The sequence below is a fragment of the Mesorhizobium shonense genome (genome assembly GCF_040545255.1).
Lineage (GTDB): Bacteria > Pseudomonadota > Alphaproteobacteria > Rhizobiales > Rhizobiaceae > Mesorhizobium > Mesorhizobium shonense.
The window spans coordinates 273,580-295,870 of record NZ_JBEPLM010000006.1 but is presented as its reverse complement, the minus strand read 5'-3'; the positions used below and the strand labels follow the sequence as shown (position 1 = coordinate 295,870).

The window sequence follows — 22,291 nt, the reverse complement described above, 5'->3', positions numbered from 1 at the left end:
GGAGATCGCTCGCATCTGCGATACCAGCGCCATCGCTCCCGGCGACGGGAGATCGTGCAAGAACAAGGCCAAGCCGTTGGAGGACAAGCGCCATGGCGACCGAAGCTGACGCGCAGGAACTGGTCGCCCTGCGGGCGCTTTCGGCCAGGATCGGCAGCAACCCGCATCTGACGCAGGCGGCCGGCGGCAACACTTCGCTGAAGGCCGGCGACACGCTGTGGATCAAGGCCTCCGGCACCTGGCTGAAGGACGCGCTGTCCGACGACATCATGGTGCCGGTGGCGATGGGCCCCCTCATCGAGGCCGTCGAACGGCGCGATCCGGCCGCCGACAAGCCGCAGGCTTTTGTGATCGGCGCCCTCAATCCACGCGGCTTGCGTCCGTCGATCGAGACCACCGTGCACGCGCTGATGCCGCAGCGGGTCGTGCTGCATGTCCACTGCGTCGACACGATCTCGCTTGCGGTCCAGGCCGATTGTGAAAGCGAGGCCGCGCGGCGTCTCGAGGGCATCGAATGGGCCTATGTTCCCTATCGCCGTCCGGGCCTGCCGCTTGCCCACGCCATTGCCGAGCAGCTTCGGCCCGGGGTCGACGTGCTGATTCTCGGCAATCACGGGCTGGTCGTCGCGACCGAGACCGTGGCCGGGGCGGAGCGCCTGCTGCATCGGGTCAGATCGCGGCTCGCGCGCCCGGCGCGCGCGGTGGCGAACGCCGATACCGCCGCGCTGACGGCGCTTGCCGGCGACAGCGGCTACAGACTGCCGGCGGATGTCGAGGCGCATGCCGTGGCGCTCGATGCGGACAGCCGCCGCATGGCCGAAGCCGGCAGCCTCTATCCCGACCATGTCATCTTCCTCGGCCAGGGTTCGGTGGTGGCAAGGCCCGGCGAGCAGGTCGCCGACGTCATTGCACGGCTGGGCACGAACCCGGCCGCGATCCTCTTTGCCGGCGCCGGCGTGTTGATGCGCCGCGATGCCAGCTCCGGCGCGGACGCCATGCAGCGCTGCCTTGCCGATGTCACCGCCCGGATCGACACCACGACCCGGCTGAACTATCTCACCGCCGCCGACAATGACGAGCTGGTCAACTGGGATGCCGAGCAGTATCGCCAGAAACTCAACACCGCGGGCTAGTCGAATGGCGCCGCTTGCAATAGGCATCGACATCGGCACCTCCGGGTCGCGCGCCGTCGCCATGCACCCGGATTTTTCCATCGCCGCGCGCGCCGCCGTGCCGCTCGAGCGCTTTGGCGCGAACGGCCGCGATCCCTCCGTCTGGTGGGCGGCGGTCGAGGCGACGCTGAAGGAGCTCTTCTCGCACATCGATCGCAAAGCGGTGCGCGCGATCGCGGTCGACGGCACGTCGGGCACCTTGCTGCCGGTCGACGGCGCCGGACGACCGCTGGCCGAGCCGCTGATGTACAACGACAAGGTTTCGGACAACGCCATCCTTGCCGCGATCTCCCGCACGGCGCCGCAAACGAGCGCCGCGCATGGGGCGACATCCGGGCTTGCCAAGGCGCTCTGGTTCCAGCGCCTGCCCGGCATCTATGCGGTGCTGCACCAGGCCGACTGGATCGCCGGGCAATTCTCGGGCCGCTTCGACGTCAGCGACGAAAACAACAGCCTGAAGACCGGCTATGATGCCGAGAAGCGCAGCTGGCCGGACTGGATCGCAGAGCTCGGCATGCGCGTTGAGCTGCTACCCGCCGTCGCCAGGCCGGGTAGCGTGACCGGCAGGCTCACGGCCGCCGCAGCCGATCTGTTCGGGCTGCAGCGCGAGGTGGCGGTGGTTGCCGGCACGACGGATGGCTGCGCATCGTTCCTGGCGACGGGCGCGGCGGACACCGGCGAGGGCGTCACTGCGCTTGGATCGTCACTGACCATCAAGATCCTGTCCGACCGGCCGATCTTCGCGCCGCGCTATGGGATCTACAGCCACCGGCTCGGCGACGCCTGGCTGGCCGGCGGCGCTTCGAACACCGGTGGCAAGGTGCTTGCCCAGCATTTTTCGCTCGCGCGCATCATCGAGCTCAGCGCCGCGATCGACGCCGCGACGGAGACCGGCCTCGACTATTATCCGCTCGCCTCGGCCGGCGAACGTTTCCCCATTGCCGATCCGACGCTCAAGCCGCGCCTTCTGCCCAGGCCGGAATCCGATGCTGATTACCTGAAGGCTATGCTTGAAGGCATCGCGGCCATCGAGGCGCTCGGTTACCAGAGGCTTGCCGAGCTCGGCACGCCCCGGCTGACATCGGTACGCAGCGTCGGCGGCGGCGCCGCCAATGCCGTCTGGACCGAGATCCGGCGGCGCAAACTTGGTGTGGCTTTCCTACCGGCGCTCTCCGACGAGGCGGCCGCCGGTACGGCGAGGCTGGCGCTGATGGGCGCAACGGAGGCCGGGCTGCTGTGAGCACGACGCAAGCCAGGCATCTCGATGGGATCGGAGCGCTCGCCGAACGCTACGACGTGTTCCTGCTCGACCAATTCGGCGTGCTGCATGACGGGCAGCGGGCTTATCCGGGGGCGGTCGAAGCCGTGTCGGCACTGAAGCGCGCCGGCAAGACGGTGGTGCTGGTCTCCAATTCCGGCAGGCGGGCGGAGCCCAACGAACGGCGGCTGCTGAAGCTCGGTTTCGAGCCGGGAAGCTGGGACCATTTCGTCTCGTCCGGCGAGGTCGCCTGGCGCATTTTCAAGGACATGGTGGACTCGGGCGCGCTGCGGGCGGGAACAAAATGCCTGCTGATCAGCCGCGACGGCGACCGTTCGGCGATCGATGGCTTGCCCTTGACCCTGACCGAACGCGGCGACGACGCAGAGCTGGTGCTGCTCGCCGCCAGCGAGGGCGACCGCTACGATTTCGATTATTACAGCACGCTGCTGGGCCCGATCGCGGCGCGACGGGTGCCATGCTTTTGCACCAACCCCGACCGGATCATGCTGACCGCGGTTGGGCCGCGCTTCGGCGCCGGCGAAATTGCCGATCTCTACGAGAGACTTGGCGGCAGCGTCACCCGTATCGGCAAGCCCGATCCGGCGATCTATGAGGCGGCGCTGGCGCTTGCGGGAAATCCGGCGCGCGGCAACGTGATCTGCGTCGGCGACAGCGTCGAGCACGATATCGCGGGAGGCCGCGCTGCCGGCGTGGCGACCGCGCTGGTCAAGTCGGGGATATTGGCCGATGCCGGCGACCTGACCGGGCTTTTCCAAGAGTTCGGCGCGTGGCCCGACTACACTCTGGATGCCTTCCGCTGGCGTTGATCCGCGGACTTACCCGATCCGGTTTCCGTTCGCCGGATCGAACAGATGCAGCGCCGCCGGGTCGGCTGACAGCCGGACCGTGTCGCCTGGCCTGACATTGCTGCGGCCCATGACGAAGACGCAAACCTGCTGGTTGGCCAGCCTGACGTAGAACTGCGTCGACAGACCCAGCGGCTCGACCACTTCGACCTCGGCCTTGAGCGCACCGTCATCGGCCAAGCGGATATGCTCTGGCCGCAGCCCGACGGTGAGCGCATCGCCGTCCTTCAGCGGCAGGCCATCGGGCAATCTAAGCTTCTGGCCATCGGCCAGCACGGCATCCACCTTGCCGCCCTTGGCGACTTTTGCCGGCAAGAAGTTCATGCCGGGCGAGCCGATGAAGCCGGCAACGAAGGTGTTGGCCGGCCGGTCGTAAAGCTCCAGCGGATGCCCGACCTGCTGCACGTAGCCGTCATGCATGACGACGATGCGGTCGGCCATGGTCATGGCCTCGACCTGGTCATGCGTGACATAGACCGAGGTGGTCTTGAGCTGCTGATGCAGCGCCTTGATCTCGGCGCGCATGTGGACGCGCAGCTTGGCGTCGAGGTTCGACAGCGGCTCGTCGAACAGGAAGACTTTCGGGTCGCGCACGATGGCGCGGCCCATGGCGACGCGCTGGCGCTGGCCGCCGGAGAGCTGGCGCGGCAGGCGGCCGAGGAAAGTCTCCAGCCCAAGCCGCTTGGCGGCGGCGCCGACCCTGCCGTCGATCGTCGTCTTCTCGGCCTTCTTCAACATCAGGCTGAAGCCCATGTTGGAGGAGACGTCCATATGCGGGTAGAGCGCGTAGGACTGGAACACCATGGCGATGTCGCGGTCCTTCGGCGCCACGTCGTTGACCAGCCGCTCGCCGATGCGGATCTCGCCGCCGGTGACCTCCTCGAGGCCGGCAATCATGCGCAGCAGCGTGGACTTGCCACAGCCGGACGGGCCGACCAGCACGACGAACTCGCCATCGGCGATCTCGAGATCGACGCCATGCAGGATGCGCAGCGCGCCGTAATCCTTCTCGACATGTTGCAGCGTGACGGAGGCCATCGATTATCCTTTGACCGCGCCGGCGGTGAGGCCGGTGACGAGATAGCGTTGCAGGAAGGCGAAGAAGATGCAGACCGGGATCAGCGCCAAGATGGAGGCGGCCATCATCTGCCCCCAGTCGACCGCGAACTTGCCGATGAAGGTGAGCAGGCCGACCGCAAAAGTCTTCTGCTCGTCGCTGGAGATCAGCATCAGCGCGAACAACAATTCACTCCAGGCGGCGGTGAAGACGAAGCCGAGCGTGGCGCCCATGCCCGGCAAGGTGAGCGGCACGATCACCCGGCGCATGGCTTGCGCGCGCGTGCAGCCGTCGATCATCGCCGCTTCCTCCAGGTCCTTCGGGATGCCATCGAAAAAGGACTGCATGAGGAAGGTGGCGAAGGCGGTGTTGAAGGCGGTGTAGATGATGATCAGCCCGATCAGGCTGTTGGTGAGGCCGAGGTCGCCCATGATGCGGTAGATCGGCGGGATGACCATGACCAGCGGGAAGGTCTGGGTGAGCAGCAACAGGATCGCGAGCGTCGCCTTGCCCCGAAAAGTGAAGCGCGACATGGCGTAGCCGGCTAGCGTGGCGATGACCGTGACAAACGCCGCGGTCGACACCGAGACGATGACGCTGTTGAGGAAATAGCGCGGGAAGTCGGAAGCCTCGAGCACGGTGGCAAAGTTCTTGAGCGTCATTTGCGACGGCCAGAAGGTGATGCCTTCCGAGTAGAGCAGCCGCTCTGGCGTCACCGAGATCTTCAGCGTCCAGAAGATCGGGAACAGCGCGAAGATCACAAATGCCGCGATGGCCAGATAGAGGCCGATGCCGCCGGCGATGCGCGAGGAGGTGGAGCGTCCGGCGATCATCAGACATGCCTCACGAGCGTGCGGCGGATGGCGATCAACCCTATTGCGTAGGCAATCAGCAGCACGAGCAGCAGCACGGCGACCGCCGAGGCGTAGCCTTTATCGAGCGACTTGAAGGCGCTGACATAGATGTAGACCGGCACCGTGCTGGTCGAGCCCGCCGGTCCGCCCTCGGTCATGACGAAGATCAGGTCGGCGAAGGTGGCGATCCAGATCGTGCGCAGCATGACGGTAATCACGATGGTCGGCGCCAGGAACGGCAGCGTCACCTTGGTGAAGCGCTGCCAGGGTGAGGCGCCGTCGATCGCCGCCGCCTCGTGCAATTCGGACGGGATCGATTTCAGCGCGGCGAGCAGCGTGATGGCGAAGAAAGGGATGCCGAACCAGATGTTGGCGACGATCGGCCCCCACATGGCGGTGGCCGGGTCGGAGAGCACATTGGTCGGCTCGGCCTTCAGGCCGAGCGCGAAGAGCCAATGCGGCAGCGGACCGATGATCGGGTTGAACAGCCAGGCCCAGGTGAGGCCCGAGAGAAAAGACGGCACCGCCCAGGGCAGGAACACCACCGCCTGCACTATCCTGCGGCCGTAGAACGGCTTGTCGAGAAGCAGGGCCAGGCCAAGCCCAAGGAAGAACTGAAAGAACAGGCTGGCCACCGTCCACCACAGCGTGTTGATCAGCGCCTGGCCTAGCACGGCGTCGGAGAGCATCGCCTGGTACTGGCCGAGCCCGACATATTCCGACTTGAAGGCCGAGAATTTGCGGAAGGAATAGCTGATGCCGATGATCAGCGGCACCAAGAGCACTACGACCAGCAGGACGATAGCCGGCGAAAGATAGAGCCATGGCTCGATCGCGGCCTTGGTCAGCCGCTTCTTGCGCGGCCGGCCGGCGGATCGGATTTCGGACACTGCGTAGGTCATACGGTGCTCGCGTTGGGAGTTGGGGCCGACGACAGCGACACGGTCCTGCTCCCCGCATGCGGGGAGCAGATGCCGGTTCACCCTCCGTAGCAGCAGCACAGCTGCTGCGGAGGACGGGCAGGCAGCTGAAGGGCGGCGCCAGCTTCTCGGAACTTGGCGCTGCCCCTCATCCGGCCCTTCGGGCCACCTTCTCCCCGTGAAACGGGAGAAGGAAGAAGAGTGCCTACTTCTTGTTCTTGGCCATCCAGTCCTGCTGCTCCTTGGTCAGGAACTTGGCCCATTCGTCGGCCACGTCTTTGGCCGGCTTCTGGCCGAGCAGCACTTCCTGGAAGTTCTTGATCGCCACCTGGTCGACGAAATTGCCGAGGTTCTCGAGATGCGTCGGCGGCGTCACCATTTCATATTTGGAGCTGTCGCTGAGTTCGGTGAACCAGCCCTTGAACTGCTCGGTCTTGAAATGGGCGTCCTGGTCGGCGCCGTTGTGGATCGGGACGACACCGACTTCCTTCGCCCATTCCAGATTGTCCTTGGGCGACAGCAGCGTCGCCATCAGCTTCCAGGTCTCTTCCTTGTGCTGGGAATTGGCGAACATTGCCCAGCCGGCATAGCCGAGCGTCGGATAGGACTTGCCGCTCGGTCCGACAGGCAACGGCGCCACGGCGAAATCGTCGGCGCTCATCTTGTCGGCGATGCCGAGCAGCGCGTCCGGATCCTGGTTGAGCATGGCGCAGGTGCCGGAATAGAAGCCGGTCACCGTCTCATTGAAGCCCCAGCTCACGGAGTCCTTCGGCGCCAGGCCGTTCTTGTACATGTCGGCCAGCATCTGCAGGCCCTTGACCGAGCCCTCGTCATTGATGGTCGAGGTGCCGTCCTCGGTGAAATAGCCGCCCCGGCCGTCGGCGATGTTCATGAACATGTGCATGCCGTTGAAGGCGCCGGGGCCGCCGCGCAGGCAGTAGCCATATTTGCCGGGGATGGCCGAGATCTTCTTGGAGAACTCGACGAACTCGTCGAGGTTTTCCGGCGGACGATCGAGGCCCGCTTCCTTGAACAGCTTCTTGTTCCAGAACAGCGCGTTCACATAATAGCCATAAGGGATCATGAACTGCGTGTTGTTGACGGTCGAGCCGAACTGCTTGGCGCGATCGCCGAGCGTCTTGGCGTCGTCCCATTTGGCCATGTACGGCCCGAGGTCCTCGAGCTGACCGTTATTGGCATAGAGGCCCATCCAGCGCTCCGGCATCTCGACGACGTCAGGCGTGTCGCCGGCCTGGACCATGGTGAGGAATTTCTCGAAGGCCTGGCCCCAGGGCAGCGAGACGAGCTCCACCTTGATGCCGGGATTGGCCTGCTCGAACTCGGCGATCTGCTTCTTCAGGAATTCGGTGCGCGGCGGGCTGGTGATGACCTCGACCATCTTGACGGTGGTATCGGCCAGCGCGCTGTTGGCGCAGATCGCCAGACCGGCGACGGCGGCCAGCATGACTGTCAGTCTTTTCATGTTCGGTACTCCCATTTTGAACACCCGTTATTTTTTTGACTTGTCGAAGGCCTGGACGACGTCCGCCCAGAGATCCTCGACGTTTTCCAACCCGACATTGAAGCGGATGGTTCGGGGGCTGACGCCGAAGCGCGCCATCGAATTGAGACCCGGCGTCTGCTCGAGCGAGGCCTTTGCCGGCACGACCAGGCTTTCATGGCCACCCCAGCTGACGCCGATGCGGAACAGCTTCAGCGCATCGACGAAAGCCGGAATGTCGACATCCTCCGTGACCTCGAAGGAGAACAGCCCGGCATAGCCGGCCAGCGTTTTTTTCCCGGGGTGATTGGAATAGGCGGGGTGGTTGACCCGCTCGACCTTGCCATGCGCCTTGAGCCGCTCGGCAAGCGTCAGCCCGCTCTTCATGTGATGCGGCAAGCGCAGCGGCAGTGTGCGCAGGCCGCGCAGCAGCAGCCAGCCTTCGAAGGGCGACAGCTTGCCGCCGAGCGAGGAATAGGTCTGCTCGTTGATGTGCTTGATGTGGGCGGCGGAGCCCGCCACCACGCCGGCAACGGTGTCGCTGTGGCCGCCGAGATATTTCGAGGCCGAATGCAGCACAAGATCGACGCCGTTCGCGATCGGCTTCTGGAAGACGGGCGTGGCCCAGGAATTGTCGATGGTGGTGACGATGCCCTGCTCTTTCGCCAGCCGCGTCAGATGGGCGATGTCCTGCAGCTCGAACATCATCGAGGTCGGGCTTTCGAGGTAGAGCAGCTTGGCGCCGGGGAGCGCCGCGGCCACCGCGTCCGGATCCGAGCCGTCGACATAGTCGACCTTGATCTGCAAGCGCGGGAACAGCCGCTCGAACAGACGATAGGCGTCGCCATAGCAGTTGCGCACGGCAACGATGCGCTCGCCGGCGCCGACGAAGGCGAGCACCGTGGCGCTGATCGCCGCCATGCCGCTGGAGAAGCCGCGAGCTGCTTCGGCGCCTTCCAAAGCCGCGACGCGCGCCTCGAACTCCATCACCGTCGGGTTGTCGCCGCGCGAATAGATCGGCTGGCGGCGGCGCCCGGCGAAGGTGTCGGCCATGTCGGCATAGTTGTCGAAGGTGAACAGCGAGGTCTGGTAGATCGGCGGCACCACCGCGCCGCCGGGGAACGGATCGTCATGCGCGAGAAGCGTCGCCGCCTCGCCGAGATAGTCGCTGACGGAAATGCCTGGGTCGAAAGCGGTCGGGTGCTCGTTCATTTGCGGTCCGAAAGTTTGAGGTTGGCGGCACCGCGCTTCAAATCGTCCTCGACCGTGGCGATGAGCTTCAGCGCCTCGGCGCGGGCTCCGTCCGGATCGTGCGCGGCGATGCAGTCGAAGATGGTGCGGTGGTAGGGGAAGCTGGCATGACCGAAGTCGCGCACGCCGAGCGGATGCTCCCAGAAGCGGTGGAACAGCTCATGCATGGCGCTGATGATCTGCTCGAAGAGCGGATTGCCGGAAGCGCGGTAGACCGACTGGTGGAACTCCCAGTCCTCCTCCGACGACATGCCGGCGCGGGTGTGGAAGGCTTCTTCCATGATGTCGAGCTTGCGCTCGATCTCGGCGATCTCGGCCTTGCCGGCGCGGACGGCGCAAAGTGCTGCCGCCTCGGCCTCGAGCGCGCGGCGGATCTCCAACGTGCGCATCAGCCCGGCGAAATCATTGCCGCCGGCCAATGTCAGCGGCATGTGCAGCATGTCCGGCGAGACCGCCGCCTTGAGATAGGTGCCGCTGCCCTGGCGCCGCTCGACGAGGCCCAGCCCTTCCCACCGCGTCAACGCCTCGCGCACGGTGTTGCGACTGACCTTGAGACGTTCGGCCAGTATTCGCTCGGTTGGCAGTTTTTCGCCAGGTCCCAGCGACTCCTGCCTGACGAAGCCGGCCAACGCCTTCAGCACCGCGTCATCGCGAGCCGTCGTCTGGATGGGCGGGAGGCTGTCTGTCACGCCGGCCGATGCCTAAAGTGGTTCAATGGTCCAACCAATTTCTGCATAGACCGAATGGGGAGTCAACCGCCGAAATCGAGACAGGGCCGAACGGCGCGGATAAACGCAATTCGGCCCTGTCGTTTCAGGCGCGGATGAACGCCGGCGTGGCGGCCGCGCGTGCCTTGCGCCAGCGAGCGAACATTTCCTCGCGAACCCGCCTCGAAGCCGAGAGCCGCTCCTTTGCCTCCGCCAGGATAGCAGGCGAAGCCTCCGCTGGCGTGCCGGAGCGGAAGGGAGGCGCCGGCGCATATTCGAGCGAGAGCTGCACGACTTCCGCTTCGGACTGGCCGAGCAGCCTCGCGACCAGCGCCAGGCCGAAATCGATCCCGGAGGTGACGCCGCCGGCGGTGATCAGCTTGCCGTCCTCCACGATTCGCTCATCGACCGGAATTGCCCCGAACTCTTCAAGGAAGTCATGCGCATACCAATGTGTCGTCGCCCGCTTGCCCTTGAGCAGCCCGGCCGCGCCGAGCACCAGGGCGCCGCTGCACACCGAGGTGACACAGCGCGCCTGCGCCGCGCGCTCCCAGACGAAATCGAGAACCGCACGGTCCTCGAGCAGCGCGTTGACGCCGCCTCCGCCTGGAATGCACAGCACGTCGAGGGGCGGGCAGTCGTCGAAGGTCGCCGTCGGCGTGAGGGAAAGACGCGTCGAGGACGTCACCGGATTGCGATCCTTCCAGATCAAATCCACCTCGGCGCCCTTTGCCGACGCCAGAACTTCGTAGGGACCGGTGAGATCGAGCTGTTGGACATTGGGGAATACGAGGATGCCGAAACGAAGGGTCATGGAAATCTCCACAAGGTTGACTTCGGGCAATCTAAGGCATCATGCTTTGGCGCGATCGCCATTCATCCCTCGTTTCAGGCCAAACCCATGCGCCGCATCGAAATCCTTGCCTATCCCGACGTCCAACTCCTCGACGTCAGCGGGCCGCTGCAGGTGTTCGCCAGCGCCAACGACTTCAGGACGCAGGCCGGCGAGGCGGCTGCCTACGAGGTCTTGGTCGTCGCCGCTTCGCCGCGGATCAGGACATCCGCCGGCCTCGTGCTGGAGACCGCGGCGCTGCCGACGCGCGGGCTCGAGATCGACACGCTGATCGTGCCTGGCGGATGGGGTGTGAACGCGGCCTGCGAGGATCCCCAGCTTGTCCAGTGGATCATCGGCCGCTCGCGCGATGCCAGCCGCACAGCTTCCGTCTGCAGCGGCGCCATGCTGCTGGCGACGGCGGGTCTGCTCGACGGCCGCCGCGCGGTTACCCATTGGGGACGTTGCGCGGAGTTCGCCCAACGCTTTCCGGCGATCCGCCTGGAACCCGACCCGATCTTCATTCGCGACGGCAATGTCTGGACGTCCGCCGGCGTGACGGCGGGCATCGATCTCGCCCTTTCTTTCGTCGAGGCCGACCTTGGCCGACGCATGGCGCTTGCGGTGGCGCGCGAATTGGTCGTCTTCCTGAAACGTCCCGGCGGCCAGGCGCAGTTCAGCCAGACCCTCAAGCTGCAGGACGGCGATGGGCGATTCGATAAGTTGCATGGCTGGATTCTGGACAATCTGGGCGGCGACCTTTCGCTGACGGCATTGGCCGAACGCGCCAATATGAGCCCGCGCAGCTTCTCCCGTCACTATCGGAAGGCAACCGGCCGGACACCCGCCCGCGCGGTCGAAGAGATACGCATCGAGGCAGCGCGACGGATGCTGGAACAGGGACTGGCCGTGAACCAGACAGTACGGCGCTGCGGCTTCGGCTCGGAAGAGACGATGCGACGCGGCTTCCTGCGCGCCCTCGGCACGAACCCGCGCGACTATCGCGAACGTTTCTGATCGCGCCAACCTATTCAATCGATGAGACGGCGGCAGCCTCTCACGCGCCGACCTTCACGCCGAGCTGATCGGCCTGATACGGAGCGACCTGCAGCGGGCCCTCAACTATCCCATGTGACTGGACGGCCGCCCGACCGGCTTCGGTCAGCGCGTAGATGCCGCGCTCGGCCCTGGCGAACCAGCCATAATAGTTGTGCAGCAGGATGCCGGCCGCGCGCGGCGAAAGGGGCTTGAGATCGCGCGGCCGCTTGGGGCCGTCGGCCATGGCGGCGGCGCAGGCGATCGCCTCCTGCCGGTAGGCGGTCATAATGGGCTTTCGTCGCGTGCTGCCGCCGATGGACGGGTCGCCCTTGCGGCGGTGATGTTCCTCGACGAGGCGCGAGCGCCGTCTGGGGTCGCGCCGCGGCGGCACGGCGGCCGGGCTGAGCAGCAGCTCCACCTTACCCTTTCCGTCGACCGCCAGCAGGCCGAAGCCGAGCCTGCGGCAGAGCGCACGGAAGCGGCGGTCGTGCTCACGGCCCTTGCCGCGCGCCGACATCCTGGCGGCAAGCCAGACCTCGTCGCAGGCCGCCGCGCGATCGACACCCTGCAGGACGAGCTCGAGATTGAACTGCAGCTTCAGCTCGCAGATGACGACCACGGGCGGCTCGCCGTCGCGCAGCCCGAGGATGTCGCAGCCGCCGACCTCGCCCTTGACGATGAAATCCAGGCTCTCGAGGAACCGCTTCACCGGGGCATAGAGGGATGTTTCCTGCATGGGAGAGGCATAGCCGATTCGGACCTGGCCGGCACGTCGCAGGGTGACGTGCGGACTGCCAGGATAATCCCGCGATCCAGGTGCGGCCGTGGCAATCTCGTCGACTGCCGTTCCGTGGACTATTGCCTGGCGAACTGGCCCCTATAGGTCTGGCCGGCAAGCGCATAGGTGGCGGCCAGCGTTCCGTCAGGCTGCATCGTAAAGGTGGCGTCCGCGCCATTTGGCAGGCGCCCAAGCTTCAATGTGTTTCCGACAATCCTGCCGGCGCCGTCGGCGACCCCCGGCTTGTAGTCGGCCACATCGCCCCACGCATAGCTGACCGTCACCTGCCCGCCTGAAGAAACCGTCAGCACGGCCAGCTTGCCTTCATACATTCCATCCAGCCGTCCGGCCCATATGCCTGAGAATGCGGCGTATCTGGCCGGAATGCCCCTGCCGGGAGGCGTGATCGCCACGGTTTGGTCCAACACCGCCAAATCCGGAGAAGCGGGAGCCGCAACAGCAGCCGGGGTTGGTTGAGGTGGAGGAGCAGGCGGCGCCTCGGATGCCGATTGGCAGGCAACGAGGGCGAATGCCGCGAATCCGAGGATCAGAGAAGGACTGTTTGGCGGCAGTCGAGAGAGAACGGGTCCCTGCCGAAATTCCCTGACAGGGGCGGAAGAACGACGAATTTTCGGCATTTCAGCGATCAGCCCCACTTTCTTTGCGAGAAATCCTAAAGCGCGTCGCGATCTTTCAGATTCGCTCCATGCGCTTTAGGTTTTTGATTTCACGCATGTCTTTGTCCCGAAACCGGTTCCCACTTTCGGGAGACATGCTTTAGCACGAAACCGCTGCTCACTTTTGGCCGATGTATTAGAATTTTACGCCTACTCTCGCGCCGAAGGCGTGATCCTGGCCGCCTGAAGCCAATTGTCCGCTGTAGGTCACGCCGAAAACGGCATCGTCGGTAAGGTTCAGGTCAATGGCAGCCTCGACGACGGCGACATCCCTGGCGATCGGCACGCCTTCTATGGCAAACGCGTCGGAGCCGCCGAAGGTGAATGTGGAAAACGGGATCGTATCGCCATAGGCATGCCGCCAGCCGACCGTCCCATGCGCCGTGGCCCGCATGCCGGAAAGGTCGAAACCGGTCGAGGCTCGCAGCCCGAGCGTTGTGAAGGTCGCTTGCGTGGTCTGGCCCTTGGCATGAAGCACGCTCGCGCCGCCGCTTTCCGAATAGGCATCGGTGTGAAGGCTCGCATAGGAGAGATTGGCGAAGGGCTCGAAGGCAGCCGGGCCGGTATCGACACGGTAACCGGCTTCACCGAAGGTGTGTAAGGTTCCCGCGCCGTATTTTGCCTGCAGGCTATCGGCGAAGCCGGGGAAGGCCACCGTTCGGCCTGTCTCGATATTGTGCCATGTGTATGTCGCGCCGGCGCGCAGGCCGAACTGGTTCCATTGTGTGCCGCCGTAGAGTCCGAGGGTGTAGTTCTCGCTATCGCCGGACGAGGCACGGTCCTTCACGTCGAAATTGGTGTGGCTATACGCGGCTATCGCACCGACGCGCCATGCTTGGAAGGCAGAACCGTCGACGCCGACCACGACCCCACCGGTGGAGCGCTTGAGCGACGCGACACCATCCCCGTCCGCACGACCCCAAGATCCGATAGCGGTGCTCCAGGCGGCAAAACGATCGGTCGTGGCGGGAGCAAGTTCCGGCCCGCCCTCGCCAAAGGCCATCACGGGCAACGAAACAGTGGCGCCAGTTCCGGAGAAGGCTGCGCGCAGCCGCGCGTTGATCGCGTCGAGAACGAGGCGCGTGTCGTTGATCAGGGCTGTCTTGGCCGAAGCATGGATCTCGCCGGTCAACTGGTCGAAGGCGTCGCGGGTGGCTTCGACGTCGGTTTGCAGTGCGATGGCGTTCCACAGTGGATTGCCGGAACCGAGGCTGTCGACGGCGCCCGCGACCGCCCGCTGGTTGGGCGTGATGCCGACTTCGCCGAACTGGACGTCGTTGCGCACCAGTTCCAGCGTCACGTCGTTGCCGTCGCCTCCCGCATAGTCGAGCTTCTCGTCCAGGAACAGAAGGTTCTTGCTGACGGCGCCGAACACGCCGGTCACCGCATCCGTATTGTCATTGTCGATGATGGTGAAGGGTCCGTTGGAGATGTTCCAGCTGGACGCTGCATTTGGCGACATCAGCAGCTCGAGCGTGGCGCCGGTGATTTCGACCGTGCCGGAGACCTTGACCTGGTCGGCCGCGTCGGGCGTCGCCTCGATCTGCAGCGTGCCATGGTTGACGTAGTTTCCGGCGACGGTCTGCGTGCCGATCGAATTTCCGGGCGCATGCACGCCGCCGGTATCGATTGTCGTCGCCCCGACTGTCCCCGTGCCGCCCAGCCTGGCGCCCGTCCTGACAGTTACATTGCCGGTCAGGCTGCCGTTGACGGCAAGCGACCCGCTGACCACTTCCATTCCGTTGACAAAGGTGGCATCGCCGCCGAGGACCCACTTTCCGCCGGCGGCATCAACCTGCGCCGACGCAAAATTCAGGAAGTCTCCCCGGAAGCTGCCGCTGCCCGAACCTGCCAAAAGCAGTGTGTTGACTCCGGCCTCGGCATCGATGTCGCCCTCGATGGACGCGCCGGTTTCCAGCTTGAGGCTCGAGTTCCCAGAACCGAGCTTCACATCGCCGCTGATGAGGCTCCCCTGAAGGAGGGACAGGTCGAACGATCCCGTTCCGCCCTGAATCGCCGCCGCCGCTCCGGTGATGGACGCATTCGCCACGCTCATCCGCGTCTTGCCGCTGCCGCCGAAGCGGACACCGATACCGCTCGCGCTCGAAAGCCCGCCGGCGACGGAGCCGCCGCTGATGGAAACGGTCGTGTCTCCCGATGTCACGACGGACAGGCCGTGCGTGCCGCCATTGAGCGCGCCCGCCGTCTGCTTGAAGGACGCCGCACCGGTGGTCTGCAGGGCGACAGCATGCAATTTTGTTGCCGTGATCGTGCCTGAATTGGTGATGTCGGCGGTTCCCTGCGAAACGAACAGGCCGACATCGCGTCCCTCGATGGTCCCCGAATTGTTTGCCACGGCGTTGCCGTTTTGCAGCAGCACCGCATAGATGGGAGTGGAGAATGAACCGTCGCCTTTGGCGGTGTAGGTGCCGCTATTGGTGAAGGTGATGTTTCCTTGGCTCCAGAACCCCTGGCCGATGTTGGTAAACGCGACGGTTCCCGAATTGTCGAGCGATCCGCCACCGTTCATGATGACGCCATAGCCGCCGCCGTTGCTTGAAACGCTCCCTTTGTTGATGAAGTTTCCGGGCGTGGCCGAGGTCGCAAAGACGACGCCCCCCAGCATGGTGTTCCGGTTTTCGACCGTGCCTCCGGCAAGAACGTGCACGGCAATCCGACTGCCCGCGATCAGCCCGTCGTTCTGGACGTTTGCCGCGCCACCTTCGATCACGACGCCCTTGCGCGAACCCTCGACCTTGCCGGTCAAACTCACATTGACCGTTCCGCCCGCGCGCAGCCAGACACCGTAAACCTCGTTGTCCGCGTCAAGGACCTTGACGGAGCCGTCCACATTGACCGTCCACGCGCCCAGTCCGGGAGACATGTAGGGCTGAATGGCGTGATTGCCTCCCGACTGCGTTGTGACGGAGCCTGTCTGCGTCACGTTGATGGTTCCCGTCGGGTCTACGATGGATGACACCGGGACGGTGCTTGCGGTCGAAATGGTAATCGTCTCGGCCTGGGTCTGGCTGGCCCATAGGCCGGCAGCAATTGCAATCAAGGATGCAGAAGAGCAAAATAAACGACTTGCAAGAACCGAATTCTTCGCCAACCTTATTTTAGAATTTCCGAATAAATTCATGTAAATCCCCCCAAGCCTCAATGGGATATCGCATCGAGCTTCAGGGGCGTCAAGCCGGAGCTTTTCATCTTACACTTGAAGGGATTCGGCGTGAGACTAAAGCGCGTCGCGATCTTTCAGATTCGCTCCGTGCGCATTAGGTATTGAATTTACACATGTCTTTGTCCCGAAACCGGTCCCACTTTCGGGAGACATGCTTTAGCTGCGAACCGCGATCTTCGAGCTGTCGGGGAAATGTCGGGCACGGCAGCATTAAAAGCGCGTCACGGCGAAAATGTATTCAGGCGACACGCTTTAAGTCACTCGTTCCAGGCTTTGCGGAACGCGCAGCTAAACCTGGAAGGGCGCAACTATTTTTTCGCACTCTACAACTTCGTTGTCGGAGAAGGACTGTTTGGTGGAGCCAATCGGAATCGAACCGACGACCTCTTGAATGCCATTCAAGCGCTCTCCCAACTGAGCTATGGCCCCACTCCCGGCAGTCGGCCGGCGCCGTTTCCGGCGAAGAGATCCGGCGCGGTTGGGAACCGCGCCGTCGTTTAGTGCTGGCGGCTTCTAGCGCCGCCTTCGGTCAAGATCAAGCCTTGAAAAGCCGCTTTTTCGTCACAGGCCAAAATGGCCGGCAAACGATCAGATCAGACCTCGTCCTCGTCGTCGCCGACGCCGATCATGTCGGAGACGTCGTCGTCCTCTTCCTCTTCATCGGCAAGGAAGGTGTCGTCGTCATCGTCGCCGAGATCGACATCATCCTCGTCGTCGCCGATATCGGGAAGATCGTCGCCGCCACCCTTGGCCTCGTCATCAGCCTCTTCGAGCGAGACGACCTCGGCACCTTCTTCCTCGTCGCCGTCGATTTCCTTGTCGGCGACCTCCTCATCCTCCTCGATGGCGGAGATCTTGCCTTCGTCGAAATAGGAGCGCGGATAGCTCTTGCCGGTATAGGGCGAGACGATCGGGTCCTTGTTCAGGTCGTAGAATTTCCGACCCGTTTCGGGGTCGATACGCTTCGTGCCAAGTTCAGCTTTTGCCACAGCAGGCCTCGTCAAAAAAAGAATGGTCCCCATAACCGCAGTTTTCCGCGCTGTCAAAGCCAAAAGACATGTCCTGAAAACCCGCTTTTTCAAAGGCCCGCGCGAGGGGATGACCATTGCCCCGCGCCGTGATACGAGACCGCCGCACCATGACGAACTCAGCCGGCCAGCCGGCATTTCATTTGGACGACAAAATGTCTCATTCCGCCGCCGTTAAACCAGCAACGGCCCGCAAGTCTCCCGCCCTTTCCGGCACGGCCAGGGTGCCGGGCGATAAGTCGATCTCGCACCGCTCCTTCATGTTCGGCGGCCTTGCCTCGGGCGAGACGCGCATCACCGGTCTGCTCGAAGGCGAGGACGTGATGCGCACGGGTGCGGCCATGAAGGCGATGGGCGCGCATATCGAGAAGAAGGGCGCCGAGTGGGTGATCCGCGGCACCGGCAACGGCGCGCTGCTTGAGCCCGAAGGCCCGCTCGATTTCGGCAACGCCGGCACCGGCTCGCGGCTGACCATGGGCCTGGTCGGCACCTACGACATGGAAACAACCTTCATCGGCGATGCCTCGCTTTCCGGCCGGCCGATGGGCCGGGTGCTGGAGCCGCTGCGCCAAATGGGCGTGCAGGTGTTGAAGGCAGCCCCCGGCGACCGCATGCCGATCACGCTGCGCGGCCCGAAACATGCAGCCCCCATCACCTATCGCGTGCCGATGGCCTCGGCCCAGGTGAAGTCGGCGGTGCTGCTCGCCGGCCTCAACACGCCGGGCATCACCACGGTGATCGAGCCGGTGATGACGCGCGACCACACTGAAAAGATGCTGAAGGGGTTTGGCGCCAACCTGACCGTCGAGACCGACGAGCGCGGCGTGCGCCACATCTTCATCGAAGGCCAGGGCAAACTCATTGGGCAGACCATCGCCGTGCCCGGCGACCCCTCCTCGGCCGGCTTCCCGCTGGTGGCGGCGCTCATCGTGCCGGGCTCGGACATTACTATCGAGAACGTGCTGATGAACCCGACCCGCACCGGGCTGCTTCTGACGCTGCAGGAGATGGGCGGCCGCATCGACATCCTCAACCCGCGCAATGCCGGCGGCGAGGACGTGGCGGACCTGCGCGTACGCTCCTCGGAGCTGAAAGGCGTCGTGGTGCCGGCGGAGCGCGCGCCGTCGATGATCGACGAATATCCGGTGCTGGCTGTCGCCGCGAGCTTCGCCGAAGGCGAGACGCTGATGCAGGGGCTGGAGGAGCTGCGCGTCAAGGAATCCGACCGGCTGTCGGCTGTGGCCAACGGGCTCAAGCTCAATGGCGTCGACTGCAGCGAGGGCGAGGCGTCGCTCGCCGTGCGCGGCAAGCCCGGCGGCAAGGGGCTGGGTGCCCATCCCGACGGCCAGGATACGAAGGTGAAGACCCATCTCGACCACCGCATCGCCATGAGTTTCCTTATCATGGGGCTGGCGACGGAAAAGCCGGTGACGATCGACGACGCGAATATGATCGCGACGAGCTTTCCGGAATTTATGGGTTTGATGAAGGGACTGGGCGCGGAGATCGAGTAAGGCGATGGATGGATTGGAGCCGAACTGAGATGTTGGCGGGACAGCACCCCCCTCTGTCCTACCGGACATCTCCCCCGCAAGGGGGGAGATCAGATGTCGCGCAGGCTTTCGCCAATCTCCGACGCTGGACGGAAGGCGCTGGCATAGGAACTGCCAATCTCCCCCCTTGCGGGGGAGATGTCCGGCAGGACAGAGGGGGGTGTGAAGGAACTCGGCGCTTGTCTTGCTCATCGTGCCCTTCGGTTGCGTCGCCCCGCTAATGACCCAGACCTTCACCATCGCCATCGACGGCCCGGCCGGCGCGGGCAAGGGCACGCTGGCCCGGCGGCTCGCCGACCATTACCGGCTGAACCTGCTCGACACCGGCCTCACCTATCGCGCCGTTGCCCATAAGCTGCTCGAGCTCGGCCTGCCGCTCGACAATGTCTCCGCGGCTGAAACCGCGGCGCGTCAGGTCGACCTCTTGAACCTCGACCGCACGGTGCTTTCGGCGCATGCGGTAGGCGAGGCCGCCTCCAGGGTCGCGGTCATCCCCACCGTCCGGCGCATCCTGGTCGAAAAGCAGCGCGCGTTCGCCAAGGCGCCGCCGGGCGCGGTGCTCGACGGCCGCGACATCGGCACCGTCGTGTGCCCGGACGCCGACATCAAGCTCTATGTGACGGCAAGTGCCGCGGTGCGGGCGCAGCGCCGGCTGGCCGAAATTGAGAGCATGGGCGGCAGCGCCGATTTCGCCACCATCCTCGCCGACATCGAGCGCCGCGACGAGCGCGACATGGGCCGCGCGGACTCGCCGCTCAAGCCGGCCGCCGACGCGCACTTGCTTGATACCAGCGAAATGGCTATAGAGGCCGCGTTTCTGGCGGCGATGACGATCATTGACGACGTCCTGGCCAAGAGAAGCAAGGCCTGATCCGGGTTTTCTCTCACGCTTGCGATTGCCGAACGCGGGAAAAATACCCATATCGGGCACGAACCAGCCTGCCAGCATTCTCATGCGCCGGACTTGCCGCTCGAAAAGCGGCCGAGGGCTCTTCAGCCCGGAACGCCGGCAGGCTCACGCAACGCTAACCCACGGCGCCCGCTCCGCTACGAAAGCGGAGCACTCCAGGAGAAACAATGTCAGTAGCTAATCCCACTCGCGACGATTTCGCGAGCATGCTCGAAGAATCATTCACCGCCGGCCATTCCGGCGAGGGCCAGGTTGTCCGGGGCACGATCACCGCGATCGAAAAGGACATGGCCATCATCGACGTCGGCCTCAAGGTCGAAGGCCGCGTGCCGCTGAAGGAATTCGGCGCCAAGGGCAAGGACTCCTCGCTCAAGGTCGGCGACACCGTCGAAGTCTATGTCGAGCGCATCGAGAACGCGCTTGGCGAGGCCATGCTGTCGCGCGAGAAGGCCCGCCGCGAGGAGAGCTGGGTGCGCCTCGAAGAGAAGTTCACCAAGGGTGAGCGCGTCGAAGGCGTCATCTTCAACCAGGTCAAGGGCGGCTTCACCGTCGACCTCGACGGCGCCGTGGCGTTCCTGCCGCGCAGCCAGGTCGACATCCGTCCGATCCGCGACGTCTCGCCGCTGATGCACAACCCGCAGCCCTTCGAGATCCTCAAGATGGATCGCCGCCGCGGCAACATCGTGGTGTCGCGCCGTACCGTGCTCGAGGAGAGCCGCGCCGAACAGCGTTCGGAAATCGTGCAGAACCTCGAAGAGGGCCAGGTGGTCGAAGGCGTGGTCAAGAACATCACCGACTACGGCGCGTTCGTCGACCTCGGCGGCATCGACGGCCTGCTGCATGTCACCGACATGGCATGGCGCCGCGTCAACCATCCGACCGAGATCCTCAACATCGGCCAGACGGTCAAGGTGCAGATCATCCGCATCAACCAGGAAACCCACCGTATCTCGCTCGGCATGAAGCAGCTCGAGTCGGATCCGTGGTCGGATATCGGCACCAAGTTCCCGATCGGCAAGAAGATCAAGGGCACCGTCACCAACATCACCGACTACGGCGCGTTCGTCGAGCTGGAGCCGGGCATCGAGGGCCTCATCCACGTTTCGGAAATGTCGTGGACGAAGAAGAACGTGCACCCCGGCAAGATCCTGTCGACGACGCAGGAAGTCGACGTGGTGGTGCTCGAGGTCGATCCGGCCAAGCGCCGCATCTCGCTCGGTCTCAAGCAGACGCTGGAGAACCCGTGGGAAGCGTTCGCGCGCAGCCATCCGGCCGGCAGCCAGGTCGAGGGCGAGGTCAAGAACAAGACCGAGTTCGGCCTGTTCATCGGCCTGGAAGGCGACGTGGACGGCATGGTGCACCTCTCCGACCTCGACTGGACCCGTCCGGGCGAGCAGGTCATCGAAGAGTACAATCGCGGCGACATGGTCAAGGCGCAGGTGCTCGACGTCGACATCGAGAAGGAGCGCATCTCGCTCGGCATCAAGCAGCTGGCCCGCGACACGGTCGGCGAGGCGGCGAGCAGCGGGGAACTCCGCAAGAACGCCGTCGTCACCTGCGAGGTCATCGCGGTCAAGGATGGCGGTCTGGAAGTGCGGCTGGTCGAGAGCGGCCTCGAGACCTTCATCAAGCGTTCGGACCTTTCCCGCGACCGCGACGAGCAGCGCCCCGAGCGCTTCACCGTCGGCCAGAAGGTCGATGCCCGCGTCATCGCCTTCGACAAGAAGACCCGCAAGCTGCAGGTCTCGATCAAGGCGCTGGAAATCGCCGAGGAGAAGGAAGCGGTTGCCCAGTACGGCTCGACCGACTCCGGCGCCTCGCTGGGCGACATCCTGGGCGCGGCGCTGAAGAAGCAGGGCAACTAGAGCATTCCAGGAAAACCGCGTAGCGGTTTTTCCGTCCGGAATTGCGTAGGCCCTCCTTCGCCAGGAACCAAACAAAAACCCCGCCGGAGCGATCCGGCGGGGTTTTTCATTGCACTTTGATCTGTGAGGTCAGGCCCGGCCGTAAAGCGGCACCAGCGTGCCGCTCATCGCCTGGTTGGCGGGCGAGGCAAGATAGGCGATCGCCTCGGCGGCGACTTCGAGGCTCACCCATTTGGTGAAATCGGCGTCTGGCATGTCGGCGCGGTTGGCCGGCGTGTCGAGCGTCGAGGGCCCCACCGCGTTGACGAGGATGCCCTTGTGCTTCAGCTCCTCGGCCATTGCCTGCGTGATCGCGGCAACCGCCGCCTTCGAGGCGGCATAGGCGACCATGCCGGACCCGCGCCTGGGATCGATCCCGGCGCGCGCGGTGACGTTGACGATACGGCCGGCCGTGCCCGACGCCAGCATCGAGCGCACCGCGGCGCGGCTGCAAAGGAAGGCGGTGCGGGCATTGGTGTCCATCATCTCGGCAAAGGACGCCGATTCGATCTTTTCCACCGGCGCCATGGTGAACCCGCCGGCGAGGTGGATCGAAGCCCAAAGCTCCGGAAGCTGATGATAGAAGGCCTCGACCTTGGCGGAGTCCGAGAGGTCGACATTGTGCGCCAAGTGGACGCTGGCGTGGGCCGCGTAAGGAAAGTGCGGCGGAGCCGCGGCGTGGGCATTGGGCACATGGCAGATCGCCCCCTGCTCCAGCAATCTGCCGACAACCGCGCCGCCGAGCGCCCCAGTGCCGCCCGTCACCACGACATGCCTGCCGTTAAGCGTTTCCGTCAT

20 protein-coding genes and 1 tRNA gene are annotated in these 22,291 nt (G+C 64.6%); 8 read left to right on the top strand and 13 right to left on the bottom strand.

The window, feature by feature from the left end; all coding sequences use genetic code 11:
* The first annotated feature begins 92 nt into the window (after positions 1–92).
* From ABID26_RS18385 to ABID26_RS18375, 3 genes are read left to right on the top strand one after another with little or no spacing between them, the layout of a single operon-like run.
* On the top strand, positions 93–1,133 hold the full coding sequence (locus ABID26_RS18385) for a class II aldolase/adducin family protein (protein WP_354416021.1): 1,041 nt from the start codon (positions 93–95) through the stop codon (positions 1,131–1,133).
* 4 nt (positions 1,134–1,137) lie between these two features.
* On the top strand, positions 1,138–2,412 hold the full coding sequence (locus ABID26_RS18380) for an FGGY-family carbohydrate kinase (RefSeq protein WP_126096564.1): 1,275 nt from the start codon (positions 1,138–1,140) through the stop codon (positions 2,410–2,412).
* Positions 2,409–3,260 (top strand): TIGR01459 family HAD-type hydrolase, encoded by an 852-nt coding sequence (locus tag ABID26_RS18375; RefSeq protein WP_354416020.1) that lies wholly within the window; start codon positions 2,409–2,411, stop codon positions 3,258–3,260. The genes ABID26_RS18380 and ABID26_RS18375 overlap by 4 nt, the downstream gene beginning before the upstream one ends.
* Before the next feature lie 9 nt (positions 3,261–3,269).
* On the opposite strand, the gene ABID26_RS18370 is transcribed toward ABID26_RS18375, so the two are convergent.
* The 7 genes from ABID26_RS18370 to ABID26_RS18340 form a co-directional block, all read right to left on the bottom strand.
* Positions 3,270–4,337, bottom strand: coding sequence for an ABC transporter ATP-binding protein (locus ABID26_RS18370; RefSeq protein WP_126096566.1), 1,068 nt, complete (start codon positions 4,335–4,337; stop codon positions 3,270–3,272).
* Between the two features lie 3 nt (positions 4,338–4,340).
* Entirely contained in the window at positions 4,341–5,189 is an 849-nt protein-coding gene (locus ABID26_RS18365) for a carbohydrate ABC transporter permease (RefSeq protein WP_126096567.1), read from the bottom strand.
* Entirely contained in the window at positions 5,189–6,112 is a 924-nt protein-coding gene (locus tag ABID26_RS18360; RefSeq protein ID WP_126096568.1) for a carbohydrate ABC transporter permease, read from the bottom strand. The genes ABID26_RS18365 and ABID26_RS18360 overlap by 1 nt, the downstream gene beginning before the upstream one ends.
* 223 nt (positions 6,113–6,335) lie before the next feature.
* A complete protein-coding gene (locus ABID26_RS18355) occupies positions 6,336–7,613 on the bottom strand; it encodes an ABC transporter substrate-binding protein (RefSeq protein WP_126096569.1) in 1,278 nt (425 codons plus the stop codon).
* 27 nt (positions 7,614–7,640) lie between these two features.
* Positions 7,641–8,843 (bottom strand): PLP-dependent transferase, encoded by a 1,203-nt coding sequence (locus tag ABID26_RS18350; RefSeq protein WP_126096570.1) that lies wholly within the window; start codon positions 8,841–8,843, stop codon positions 7,641–7,643.
* Positions 8,840–9,571, bottom strand: coding sequence for a FadR/GntR family transcriptional regulator (locus ABID26_RS18345; protein ID WP_126096571.1), 732 nt, complete (start codon positions 9,569–9,571; stop codon positions 8,840–8,842). The genes ABID26_RS18350 and ABID26_RS18345 overlap by 4 nt, the downstream gene beginning before the upstream one ends.
* Before the next feature lie 124 nt (positions 9,572–9,695).
* The gene (locus ABID26_RS18340) at positions 9,696–10,403 is read right to left on the bottom strand and encodes a DJ-1/PfpI family protein (RefSeq protein ID WP_126096572.1); all 708 of its coding nucleotides are present in this window, start codon (positions 10,401–10,403) and stop codon (positions 9,696–9,698) included.
* A gap of 87 nt (positions 10,404–10,490) precedes the next feature.
* On the opposite strand from ABID26_RS18340, the gene ABID26_RS18335 reads away from it, so the two are divergent.
* Complete coding sequence (locus ABID26_RS18335; protein ID WP_126096573.1) at positions 10,491–11,438, top strand: GlxA family transcriptional regulator; 948 nt, start codon at positions 10,491–10,493, stop codon at positions 11,436–11,438.
* Between the two features lie 40 nt (positions 11,439–11,478).
* Here the strand turns inward: ABID26_RS18335 and ABID26_RS18330 are convergent, their stop codons facing one another.
* The 3 genes from ABID26_RS18330 to ABID26_RS18320 form a co-directional block, all read right to left on the bottom strand.
* Entirely contained in the window at positions 11,479–12,195 is a 717-nt protein-coding gene (locus ABID26_RS18330; RefSeq protein WP_126096574.1) for a DUF2161 domain-containing phosphodiesterase, read from the bottom strand.
* 119 nt (positions 12,196–12,314) lie between these two features.
* Entirely contained in the window at positions 12,315–12,665 is a 351-nt protein-coding gene (locus ABID26_RS18325; RefSeq protein WP_245460155.1) for a hypothetical protein, read from the bottom strand.
* 385 nt (positions 12,666–13,050) lie between these two features.
* Positions 13,051–15,894, bottom strand: a complete 2,844-nt coding sequence (locus ABID26_RS18320) for an autotransporter outer membrane beta-barrel domain-containing protein (protein WP_354416019.1) — start codon at positions 15,892–15,894, stop codon at positions 13,051–13,053.
* On the opposite strand from ABID26_RS18320, the gene ABID26_RS18315 reads away from it, so the two are divergent.
* On the top strand, positions 15,884–16,060 hold the full coding sequence (locus ABID26_RS18315; RefSeq protein WP_292298444.1) for a hypothetical protein: 177 nt from the start codon (positions 15,884–15,886) through the stop codon (positions 16,058–16,060). The two genes, ABID26_RS18320 and ABID26_RS18315, sit on opposite strands and share 11 nt — an antisense overlap.
* 391 nt (positions 16,061–16,451) lie before the next feature.
* Here ABID26_RS18315 and ABID26_RS18310 read toward each other — a convergent pair.
* Positions 16,452–16,527: transfer RNA gene (locus ABID26_RS18310), tRNA-Ala, on the bottom strand.
* Between the two features lie 164 nt (positions 16,528–16,691).
* Complete coding sequence (locus ABID26_RS18305) at positions 16,692–17,087, bottom strand: TIGR02300 family protein (protein WP_126096577.1); 396 nt, start codon at positions 17,085–17,087, stop codon at positions 16,692–16,694.
* 194 nt (positions 17,088–17,281) lie between these two features.
* Here ABID26_RS18305 and aroA point away from each other — a divergent pair, with 194 nt between their 5' ends.
* The 3 genes from aroA to rpsA all read left to right on the top strand — a co-directional run bounded on the left by aroA (position 17,282) and on the right by rpsA (position 21,454).
* Positions 17,282–18,640 carry a 3-phosphoshikimate 1-carboxyvinyltransferase gene (gene aroA / locus ABID26_RS18300; RefSeq protein ID WP_126096578.1) on the top strand — a complete coding sequence of 453 codons (1,359 nt, stop codon included), beginning with the start codon at positions 17,282–17,284 and terminating at the stop codon, positions 18,638–18,640.
* Between the two features lie 259 nt (positions 18,641–18,899).
* Positions 18,900–19,550: a (d)CMP kinase gene (gene cmk, locus ABID26_RS18295; RefSeq protein ID WP_126102449.1), complete on the top strand. Its 651-nt coding sequence runs from the start codon at positions 18,900–18,902 to the stop codon at positions 19,548–19,550.
* Positions 19,551–19,756: 206 nt separating this feature from the next.
* On the top strand, positions 19,757–21,454 hold the full coding sequence (rpsA, locus tag ABID26_RS18290; RefSeq protein WP_126096579.1) for a 30S ribosomal protein S1: 1,698 nt from the start codon (positions 19,757–19,759) through the stop codon (positions 21,452–21,454).
* A gap of 129 nt (positions 21,455–21,583) precedes the next feature.
* On the opposite strand, the gene ABID26_RS18285 is transcribed toward rpsA, so the two are convergent.
* Positions 21,584–22,291, bottom strand: a complete 708-nt coding sequence (locus tag ABID26_RS18285; protein ID WP_354416018.1) for an SDR family NAD(P)-dependent oxidoreductase — start codon at positions 22,289–22,291, stop codon at positions 21,584–21,586.